The organism is Caldimicrobium sp. SLHALR3 (assembly GCF_058692735.1).
Genome location: NZ_CP182484.1, coordinates 1,516,075 through 1,526,988 on the forward strand (window position 1 = coordinate 1,516,075; position 10,914 = coordinate 1,526,988).

Consider the following 10,914-nt stretch of genomic DNA (forward strand, 5'->3'; position numbering starts at 1 on the left):
CAGTATATGCTTGTCCTCATATAAAATCTCAGGGAACTTGGTTAATCTTTTCATGCTTTTCTTTTTGTTCAAGCAATTCCTGCTTTTTTAATTCCTTAAATTGAGTTGCTTCTTTATAAAACTCTTCAGGAATACCAAAAATTCTAAAAATAAAATCAAATATTCCCTTACCTACACTGCTTGGATGTAAAGGAATAATGGTATAATTTTTATATGTTCCCGTTACCTGTAAAGGCAAATAAATTAACATCCTTGGTTTACCAAGAATCCACTTTCCTAAATGAGGAACTTTTTCTATAATCACATCTATAGTTTTAAAGGGAGATATATAAAAGGTTAAATTTAGTTTCTCGGTAGACAAATCCACATTTCCTTCGCTAAAAAGCCTGAAACCAACAGCAGATAAAAAACCGTTATCTATTCTCAAATTGGTATCGTTAATTACCGCCTTTACATCAAGTTCTTCATATTCTAAAAGTCTGTTTTCTAAATTTGGCACTTTTCCCCTAAATAAATCAATAGGGCTAAGATAGGCAAATATTCTTGCTAAAAGCGGAGCTCTATATATATAACCCTTATCAGAATTAACCTCAATAGCTCCTACACCTTTTTTAATCATTTTCTCTTTGTCACCCTCTGCATAATAGTAACCTTCAAGCCTAAAAGGACCTTCAAGAATAACTTTGGGCATCTCTTCAGGATATAAACACGAGAAAAGGTCTAAAAAGTCCCCCTTAGAAGGTAAGACTTCTATAAAAATGTATTGAGTATCTACAGTTTTTTCATATATAGCCTGTAAATTAAGTTGGCAGAAATGAATTTCAGGTACATTAATCATTAATATTTTATTCAGATTATCAAAACTCATCTCTCCATTTATATTTTGAAACTGATGAGATGTGAGAAGTATCAATTCATTTATATGAAAATTAAAATCCGCTATTAAGGGGATATCGTTAAAAATTTGAAAAACATCTTTGGATTCTTCTGTAATCTTTTCCTTTTTTATAAACTTTCTGAGATCTGCTTTTTCTCCAAAAAGATCCCCACTTAAATAAAGGTAATTTTTTTTCTTTTTAACCTCAAAATTCCCTTCAATATAGTGGGTATTCCATTTTAAAGAGAATTTTGGTATTTTAAAATTTTCATCAGTGAAGTTGCCAGCTAAGGATACTAAAAAAAGAGGAGTTCCATTATAAAAATACTTAAGATTTTCAAGCTTTAAATAACTTTCTTGCAAGTTTATTACTTTAGAAGTTAAGTATAAATTGAATAAATCTTTAACATCTTTAACTTTTAGATCCCCAGTAACACTTAAATTTAAGGCGGTTTCTAATTTGCCAGTAAATTCGTATTTTCTTTGTTCAAAAATTTTAAAAAACTCTTTTAGTTCAAGGTATCCTTTAGCTTTCAAATCTATTTGGGAAAGCTCTTTTTTAAATTGAACTTTAAAGTCTGAATTTTTATCTAAAAATGCTAAATCAAAATCAAAATAATCCTTATTTTTATTTAAATTTAAACTAAGCATGACATTGGCTCCAAAAAAGTCTTGATCTCCAAAATACTGCAATGTTCCATTATCATAAATAAGCTTAAATTGATTAAATTCTATGGGAGTTTTTATAGAAGCTTTAGATAGAATTTTGGAAAATTTTTCTATTTTATTTTTTAACCCCTCATTTAATTTACCTTTTCCCTGAATAAAAGCCTTTTTATTCTCTATTTTACCCTCTACTTCAAAAATTGAATCCTCTATATTAACTAAACTCTTACCAAAAATAACTTTTCCTTTTTCGTACATAAAGGGAAGCTCTTTTATTTGCGAATCAAAACTCTCTTTTTTATAAGGAATTTTGAAGGTAAGACCTGTTATAACACCTTTAACTACAATATCTTTGTTAAAATAATCTATCTGAGAACTGTTCCCTCCTTTAAGATAGCCTAAGTTATCTTTGTATTCTAAATAATCTATATTTATTTTGTCAAAAGAAACACTATATTTGGAAAAAATATCCTTTATTTTTTCACTTTTTTCACTTGCTTTTTTTACAAATTCCTGAGATATCCATACATTCTTAGCTAAAAGCTCTACATCAAAGCTTTTCAAATCAAAATTGCCTCTCAATTCTCCAACATAAGCATTTTTAGAAATTATATTTAAATTTTCAACAAAAATTTTGCTAAAATCATAACTTAGAGTTCCCCCTTTTAAAACAAACGCATCTTCACAATAAGGAGTTTTAACTAAAAGGTCATTTAAAGAAACTTCTATCTTACCTTTTACATCTGTAACTTTTCCTGTTAGTTTTATACTTCCTTTTAAATCCCCTTTAAATTCATATTTTTTTAAATCCTTTGGATTTTTAATAAAGTGAGCTATTATATCAATGAACTCTTCAGCAGAGGTATAAAAATCGCCTTCAATAAATAAATCTGGATTTTCTCTCCCCAAATCCAAGGTTAATTCTTTTACCTTTAAAGGGGTTTTTTTATTAACTGAAGAATCCCCTTTAAAGTGTAAAATATTCTTTTCAAAAGTAAGTTCTCCATTAATATTTTCAAAGTCCAAAGGGAGTTCAGAAATTTTTATCTTTCCTTTATCTAAAACTCCCTTTATAGCCAAATTTTTAGTATTAAAAATATCTTTTATACTTTTACCTGAACTTTCTATTTTAACATCGTAAAACTCTCCCTCTCTTATAATAGATGAAACACTTTTGACCTCTTTGTTTTCAGGAAATAATTTTAATAATAGATTTTCAATATCTGCCAAGTTGAGTCTTTTGGCACTTACCAAAACTTTGTATCCTTTTTTATCTTTGATTAAATTTAAAAAACCCTCTATTTTGGGATAATTTATTATTAAAGGATTTAAAGTTATTTCTGTTTTCTCTTTATTAGAAACCAAAATTCCTTCTAAATAACCTCCTAATAATCTTTCAGAAGGAGCTTTTTTAAAAATTATATAGGGATCTGATAATACAAATGATATGTTAAGGTCTCCTTTCTCAAAAACCAGCTCACTTTTAACATTTAAAGATGTTTTTGAAATTCCATAATCAGCTAATTTTTTAAAATTAGAAAGATCTAAGTTTTTAACATCAAGAGTGTTTTCGGAGTATAGATTTTTGTAATTGAACCTCCCCTTTAGGGTTGTTTTTTCAAATAAATTAGATTTGGATTCTACCTCGTATAGAGCTTGATACTTATCTACTTTAAGTTTTAAATTTAGTTTTTTAAAATTGATCCAACCTTCGGAGCTTTCATAATCTAAGGTTATGTTATTTACATCTAAATAAAAAGGATAAAGCCTTGAAAAAATCTTGGTAAGATCTTCCAGCTTAAAAGGTTTTTTACTCTTATAAACTTTTAGATATCCATTGGGGATGATAATTTCTTCTGGAATAAAATTTAGTTTTAAAAATTTTCTAAGTGAAAAATAAAACTTCCCCTCTGGCAATAACAATTCATATTGAGAAGAATTAAAAGATAAGTTTTTAATTGAGGCTCTTTTTTTAAAAAGGTCAATTTTAATTTTGTCGTAATTCAGTTCTATATGGTAATTCTTTTTCAGAAAACTAAAGAGTTTTGTTTTTATTTTAGGGCTATTTAAAAAATAATTGGAATTTAAAATTAATAAGCCTGAAATTATAAACAAAAATAAGAGAAAACCAAAAAGAATAAAAAAAATTTTTTTAAACATAATTTAAGAAATTTTAAATTGTTTATTTTAAATAGCAAGATTTAATTTAATTAGAAATAAGTTTTAAAGCAAGATTTAAGGCTGAGATAAAACTTTGAGGATTTGCTATTCCCTTACCTGCTATATCATAGGCTGTGCCATGACAAGGTGAAGTTCTGATAATAGGAAGTCCTAAAGTAATGTTTACTCCGTCTTCAAAATGAAGAAGTTTAAAGGGTATTAGACCTTGATCATGATAAAGAGCTATTACTAAATGAAATCTTCCTTTATAAGCCCAATAAAACAAGCTATCCGAAGGATAGGGTCCATAAAGAGGAATACCTTCTTCTTTGCATATTTTAACAGCTTTTTCAATAATAGTTTTTTCCTCATTTCCTAATAAGCCTTCCTCTCCAGCATGAGGATTTAGCCCACAAATCGCTATTTTAGGCTCATCTATTTTCAACCTTTTTAAGAACTCATAAGAAAGTCTTGCGGTATCTATTATTTTTTCAAAAGTTATACTTTGAGGGACATATTTTAAAGGAATATGGGTAGTAACTAATGACACTATCATTTTTTCTCCGTAAAATGCCATTACATATTTATCAACATTAAATTCCTTAGCTAACCAATCTGTATGCCCAGAATAATTTATACCAACTTTATTGAGTCCTTCTTTACTAATAGGTGCTGTAACAATAGCTTGAATTTTTTTTTCTTTTGCTAACTTAATAGCTTTTTCAAAATATTGTGCCATAGCTTTATATCCTTCTAAAGTTGGATTACCTGGAATTACATCTAAATAAGAAATAGAATCTATTTCCACTTCACTGGGAATAGGTATTTTTAAGTTAAAAGAGGTTTTTGAAAGAACCTTTTGATCTCCTATAATAATGATTTTTTTTAAAATTTCGGGCTTATATTGTTGAAAATAATAAAGAGTTTTAACGATTATTTCAGGACCTATACCTGCGGGGCATCCCATTGAGATAGCTATTTTAGAAAATTCCATAAAAAGAGAGAGGGGAAGGTTTTACTTCCCCTATTATAAATTATTTCATTTCTTCAAAATCAGCATCAATTACCTCGTCTTTACCTTTTTCTTTTGATGTTTCTTTTCCTCCTGCAGTTCCTGTAGCTCCATAAGCTTTTTCTCTGTAAAGCATTTCAGCAAGTCTGTAAGATGCTTGTGTTAATTCATCACTTGCCTTACGGATGGCATTAATATCCTCTCCTTCCATAACCTTTTTCAATTCTGCTATTTTTTCTTCTACTTCTTTTCTAAGATTTTCTGGAACTTTATCCCCAAGTTCTCTTAAAGTTTTTTCCACAGAGTAAATCAAACTATCAGCTTGGTTGCGAGCCTCCGCAAGTTCTTTCTTTCTTCTATCCTCTTCTGCATATTGTTCAGCTTCTTTGATTATTCTCTGAATCTCTTCTTCAGATAAACCAGAAGAAGGTCTTACTACAATAGATTGTTCCTTTCCTGTGCCAAGGTCTTTAGCAGTTACATGTAAAATTCCATCAGCATCTATATCAAAGGTAACCTCAATCTGAGGAACTCCTCTTGGTGCAGGAGGTATTCCTACCAGATCAAAACGGGCGATACTTTTATTATCTTTTGCCATGGGTCTTTCACCTTGCAAAACATGAATAGTAACTGCAGTTTGATTATCAGCAGCTGTAGTAAAAATCTGACTTCTTCTGGTTGGAATGGTTGTTCCTCTTGGAATTATAACTGTAAATACTCCTCCAAGAGTTTCAATTCCAAGAGAAAGAGGAGTTACATCTAAAAGTAAAACATCTTTAACTTCTCCTTTTAATACACCTGCTTGTATAGCAGCACCCATTGCTACCACTTCGTCAGGATTAACCCCTTTAACCGGTTCTTTCCCAAAAATCTCTTTTACCTTCTGTTGAACCTTTGGCATACGAGTCATTCCACCAACAAGAATTACCTCACTTATATCCTTGGGAGTAATTCCAGCATCCTGCATAGCTATACGACAGGGTTCTTCAAGTTTATCAATAAGATCTTCAACTAAACTTTCAAGTTTGGCTCTGGTAAGTTTCATAACCAAATGCTTTGGACCAGAGGCATCTGCTGTAATAAAGGGAAGATTAATTTCTGTTTCTAAGGTGCTTGAAAGTTCTATCTTAGCTTTTTCTGCAGCTTCCTTAAGTCTTTGTAAAGCCATCTTATCCTTTCTCAAATCAATACCATGCTCCTTTTTAAACTCTTCAGCAATATAATCTACAATTCTCATATCAAAGTCTTCTCCACCTAAAAAGGTATCTCCTGCAGTTGCTTTTACCTCAAAAACACCTTCTCCAATTTCTAAGATTGAGATATCAAAAGTTCCTCCTCCGAGATCAAAAACAGCAACAAGCCCCTCTTTTTTCTTTTCTAATCCATAAGCTAAGCATGCTGCCGTAGGTTCATTAATTATTCTTATAACATTAAGTCCAGCAATTCTTCCGGCATCCTTAGTTGCTTGTCTTTGAGAATCGTCAAAATAAGCCGGCACAGTTATTACTACATCTTTCACTTCCTGTCCTAAATATTCTTCAAGATCTTGTTTGAGCTTTCTTAAAATCATAGCTGAAATTTCTGGAGGGCTATATCTCTTTCCTCTCACTTCTACATGAGCATCCCCATTCGGAGCTTCAACAATTTTATAAGGAACTCTTTTCCTCCACTCCTGAACTACAGGATCATTAAACTTTCTTCCCATAAGTCTTTTAATTCCAAAAATAGTATTTTCGGCATTTATTATAGCCTGCCTTTTGGCAGGAAGTCCTACTAATATTTCTCCACTTTCTTGAAATGCTACTACTGAAGGTGTAGTCCTTGTTCCTTCGCGATTAGGTATTACTTTAGGTTCCCCTCCTTCAAATATGGCAACACAGGAATTAGTAGTTCCTAAATCTATTCCAACAATTGGTGTCTTTCCTGCCATTTTTTCTCCCCCCTTTTATTTATTCATTTTCTACTATATTTTCTTCGTTCTCTTCTGGTGAACTCTCTTCTTTCGTTTCTTTCTTTTCTTTACTCATACACACACAAACAAGTGCAGGTCTTATAATTCTGTCATGAAGTTTATATCCTTTCTGATAAACTTTTATTATTCCACCATCAGGAATCTCTGGATGTTCCTCAGTTGATAAAGCCTCATGTAAGTAAGGCTGGAAAGGCTCTCCTATTGAGGGCATAAATTGTTTTAATCCAAACTTTTCCAAACTTTGAATTATAGATTTCAAAGTTAACTCAACCCCCTCTTTTAGAGCTTCTTTATTTTCTGTATGCTTAAAAGCTTCTAGAGCTCTTTCTAAATTATCAATACTTGGCAACAATTCTTTAAACACAGTTTCCAAAGCAAATTTATAATATTCCTCTTTCTCTCTTTTAAAAGCCTTCTTTAAATTTTCAACCTCAGCAGCGTATCTCAAAGCAAGCTCTTTCCAATACTTAATTTCCTCTTCCATTTTTAATTCTTTTTCAGAAATCTCTTCCTTTTGTGGCTCTTCAGATATCTCTTTATTTTCTATGTTATTAGCTTGGGGTTCCTTTACAATTTCTTCCATCAAATATCCCCCCAGACTTCACTTTAAAATTTCTTAGGTTATGATAAAAATTAAGACTTATATTTTATTTTTCCAGAGGTGTTTTAAAAATTGATAGAAAAATGGAAAATTAGAAAACTAATAGAATCAGCCCTCAACGAAGATATTCCTTTTAGTGATATTACTTCAGAAATATTGATACCTTCCAATCTTTACGGAAAGGCTTATTTCTTAGCTAAAGAAGACCTAGTGGTTTGCGGAAAACCAGTTGTTGAAGAAGTTTTTTATGTTATAGACCCTGAAATAAAAATTACTTGGCAAGTAGAAGAAGGGGCAGAAATAAAAGCTCAAACTAAACTCGGATTTGTAGAGGGAAATATAAAAAACATATTAAAAGGTGAAAGGGTTGCCCTTAATTTCTTTCAACATCTCAGTGGTATTGCCACTTATGTTCGTAAGGTTGTTCATAAACTCAATCCCTATTGCGTAATTCTTCTTGATACCAGAAAAACCCTTCCTGGACTAAAATTGCTCCAAAAATATGCTGTTAAAATAGGTGGGGGTAAAAATCACAGATTTTCTCTTTCGGATGGAATATTAATAAAAGATAATCACATCAAAGCTCTGGGAGGAATAAAGGAAGTTATTGAAAAATTAAAAGATCTTCCCCATTACTTAAAAGTTGAGATAGAAGTAAAAAGTTTAGAAGAATTGGAAATTCTTTTAAATTCTAACGCCCCAATTGATATTGTGCTTTTAGATAATTTTTCAGAAGATGAATTAAAAAAAGCAATCAAAATGATAAAAGAGAAAAAGCCTGATATTAAAATTGAAGTTTCTGGGGGTATAACCTTAGAAAATGTAGATAGATTTGCTAAATTTGAAATAGACTTTATTTCTTCTGGAGCTTTAACTCATTCTGTAAAAGCAGTAGATATAAGTTTGAAAATAGAAACTATCTATAATTATTAAAGGGGGCTTAAAGCCCCCTCTTTTTTAAAGGTTGGCAAAAGTTTTTTCAAGAGGAGGAACAACCTCTTTCTTTCTGCTCATCACACCAGGTAGCCAAACACTTTTACCTTCTAATTTTTTACCAAAAGTAATTTCGACAATTTTTGGTTCATCTGTAATAACCATCAATTCTGTTCCTTCTTTCATAATATCAGTAAGCATGAGAACTACAGTATGATAGGCTCCTTCAGCTTTGATCTTGCTTAATTCATCATAAATCTCATCAAATCTACCTTCTACCATTTTCAAATCTATCAATTCGATTTGCCCAACCCCTACCTTTTTACCGCTCATGTTGTAATCTTTAAAATCTCTCATGATAATATCTTTAGCTGTCATGCCAGAGACATCAGAAAGCTTAGATTTTACTTCTACACCAAAGCTTACAATATCTTCTATCCCAACAATCTTAGCAAGTTCTTCTGCTACTTCTTTATCCATAGGGGTTGTGGTAGCAGACTTAAAAACAACGGTATCACTTAAAATAGAAGCAAGTAAAAGCCCTGCTAAATCTTTAGGAATAGCAACCCCTGTTTTATCAAAAAGGAATTTCAAAACTGTAGCTGTGCATCCTACAGGAAAATTGACAAAAAGTATAGGATTTGGAGTGGTTACATCTCCAATTTTGTGATGATCAACCACTGCTACAATTTCAGCCTTATCAATGTTATCTAAGCTTTGAACCTTATCTGAATGATCAACAAGAGCAACTGTTTTCCCTTCTCCATCTGTCATAATTTCAGGAACTTTAGCACCAAATTTTTCCAAAACAAACTTTGTTTCTGCATTAGGTTCACCTTGAATAACAGGAACAGCCTCTTTTTCAACCTTCATAATCTTACAACCTGCTTTTTTCCACTCATTCAAAAGATAAGCAAATACAATGGCAGAACAGACAGAATCAGTATCAGGTTTCTTATGCCCTACTACATAAATTACACCATGCTGCATGTTACACCCCCTAAATTTTAATTTTTAAAAAAACTTAAAATAAATTATTATTTACCTTTTTCTCTTGTCAAGATTAAATTTCCTTAATATAATGTAAAAAAATTTGAATTTTTACAAAAATTCTAAGTTGTATTTTGTAATTAAAGTTTTTTTTACTTTTTCCGAATTTTATATTAGATAATTTAATTTAAAACTATGGAAAGAGAAGCTGTTAGAATAGATGTGATTTTACCTTTTAAAGTCAAAAAAATTTCTTCTGAAGATATAAAGAACAAAATTGCCCGTATTGTAGGAGATGTTCCCATTTTTTCTTACATTCCTCTTAAAGATACCATAGATGAAAGTTTAAACTCCTGGTTAAAGTTAATAAACGCAAAGTTAGATTATCTAATAAATTTTTTAACAAGAGAAAAAGAAGGTTTTAATGATTTACCTCTTCTAAAGGTTAATATTAGTGAGAAAGGTGTTAGATTTCCCTCAGAGATCCCTTTTGAAATAGGTGATTTTGTTGAAATAAAGACTGTAATGGATATTTATCAACCTCTTGGATTTTATCTTTATGGTGAAGTTTTAAGGTGTGAAAAAAAAGAGGAAAAAATATATGAGGTGGCAGTAAAATTCATAAACCTTCCTAAAGATATAAGGAAAAAAATCAGTTATTTTATCCTTCAAAAAGAAAGGGAATTAATTAGAGAGTTGAGGTCTGAATAATGCCATCCATAGTAGGACTATTTGTAGTATTAGTATGTGTATTTGGAGGGTATGCGCTTGAGCGCGGCAATTTTTCAGTTATAATTCAGCCTGTTGAATGGCTAATTATATTTGGAGCAGCCTTTGGAGCTTTATTTACTGCCTCCTCTGGTCCTGCTTTAAAAGGCATAATTCAAGGAGCTATTCAAGCCATGACCAAACCTCAAATTTATACCAAACAAGATTTTATAGATCTTTTACTTCTTTTAAATGAAATTTTCAGAAAAATTAAAAAAGAGGGTTTGATCTCTATTGAACAGGATATAGAAAATCCAGAAGCAAGCAGAATTTTTTCAGCCTATCCCAAAATTCTGAATAATCACATAGCCCTTGATTTTATAAAAAATACCTTTAGATCTATTCTGACTACTAACATAACTCACTTTGAACTTGAAGCTCTTCTTGAAAATGAGATAGAAATAATTCACGAGGAATTTAGAAATCCTGTAGAGAGATTGGAAAGATTAGCTGATTCTATGCCTGGTCTTGGTTTGGTTGCTGCAGTTTTAGGGATTATTTTAACTATGGGAAAGATTGATGAGCCTCCAGAGGTATTAGGTCATCACCTTTCTATTGCTCTTGCTGGAACATTTTTTGGAATTCTAACCTGTTACGGAATTATGGCACCTCTTGCTCAAAAAATGGATTTTTTTTGTCAACAGCATAGAGAATATTTAAATGTAATAAAAGTAGCTATTGTCCACTTTATTGGAGGAGGTGCTCCTCAAATAGCAGTTGAATTCGCAAGAAGAAATATCTCCCCTCATTTAAGACCATCTTTTGAAGAATTAGAAAGCCTAATAAGAGGTAAAAAGTAGTAAAATGAGCACTCCTCCTATTATTATCAAAAAGGTTAAAAAAATAGTTGCTGGACATCACGGAGGTTCTTGGAAAGTAGCTTATGCAGATTTTTTAGCTGGAATGATGACCTTTTTTCTTCTGATGTGACTTAT

At 31.1% G+C, this 10,914-nt stretch carries 9 protein-coding genes; 4 read left to right on the forward strand and 5 right to left on the reverse strand.

Features of this window, described 5'->3' with window-relative positions; genetic code table 11:
- Positions 1–28 precede the first annotated feature (28 nt).
- The 4 genes from ACLGLP_RS08020 to ACLGLP_RS08035 are packed head-to-tail and all read right to left on the reverse strand — an operon-like array spanning position 29 to position 7,270.
- Positions 29–3,703 (reverse strand): hypothetical protein, encoded by a 3,675-nt coding sequence (locus ACLGLP_RS08020; RefSeq protein WP_492112758.1) that lies wholly within the window; start codon positions 3,701–3,703, stop codon positions 29–31.
- 46 nt (positions 3,704–3,749) lie between these two features.
- Entirely contained in the window at positions 3,750–4,697 is a 948-nt protein-coding gene (pdxA, locus tag ACLGLP_RS08025; RefSeq protein WP_492112759.1) for a 4-hydroxythreonine-4-phosphate dehydrogenase PdxA, read from the reverse strand.
- A gap of 40 nt (positions 4,698–4,737) precedes the next feature.
- Entirely contained in the window at positions 4,738–6,645 is a 1,908-nt protein-coding gene (gene dnaK / locus ACLGLP_RS08030; RefSeq protein WP_492112760.1) for a molecular chaperone DnaK, read from the reverse strand.
- Between the two features lie 19 nt (positions 6,646–6,664).
- Positions 6,665–7,270, reverse strand: a complete 606-nt coding sequence (locus ACLGLP_RS08035; protein ID WP_492112761.1) for a nucleotide exchange factor GrpE — start codon at positions 7,268–7,270, stop codon at positions 6,665–6,667.
- Between the two features lie 90 nt (positions 7,271–7,360).
- On the opposite strand from ACLGLP_RS08035, the gene nadC reads away from it, so the two are divergent.
- Positions 7,361–8,221, forward strand: a complete 861-nt coding sequence (nadC, locus tag ACLGLP_RS08040) for a carboxylating nicotinate-nucleotide diphosphorylase (protein WP_492112762.1) — start codon at positions 7,361–7,363, stop codon at positions 8,219–8,221.
- Between the two features lie 24 nt (positions 8,222–8,245).
- Here the strand turns inward: nadC and ACLGLP_RS08045 are convergent, their stop codons facing one another.
- Positions 8,246–9,211, reverse strand: coding sequence for a manganese-dependent inorganic pyrophosphatase (locus tag ACLGLP_RS08045; RefSeq protein WP_492112763.1), 966 nt, complete (start codon positions 9,209–9,211; stop codon positions 8,246–8,248).
- A gap of 195 nt (positions 9,212–9,406) precedes the next feature.
- On the opposite strand from ACLGLP_RS08045, the gene ACLGLP_RS08050 reads away from it, so the two are divergent.
- Genes ACLGLP_RS08050 through ACLGLP_RS08060 form a run of 3 tightly spaced genes read left to right on the forward strand, consistent with a single transcriptional unit; the run spans position 9,407 to position 10,909 of the window.
- Positions 9,407–9,922, forward strand: coding sequence for a PilZ domain-containing protein (locus tag ACLGLP_RS08050; RefSeq protein ID WP_492112764.1), 516 nt, complete (start codon positions 9,407–9,409; stop codon positions 9,920–9,922).
- Positions 9,922–10,779, forward strand: a complete 858-nt coding sequence (gene motA, locus ACLGLP_RS08055; RefSeq protein ID WP_492112765.1) for a flagellar motor stator protein MotA — start codon at positions 9,922–9,924, stop codon at positions 10,777–10,779. The genes ACLGLP_RS08050 and motA overlap by 1 nt, the downstream gene beginning before the upstream one ends.
- A gap of 4 nt (positions 10,780–10,783) precedes the next feature.
- Positions 10,784–10,909 (forward strand): flagellar motor protein MotB, encoded by a 126-nt coding sequence (locus tag ACLGLP_RS08060; RefSeq protein ID WP_492112766.1) that lies wholly within the window; start codon positions 10,784–10,786, stop codon positions 10,907–10,909.
- Positions 10,910–10,914 lie beyond the last annotated feature (5 nt).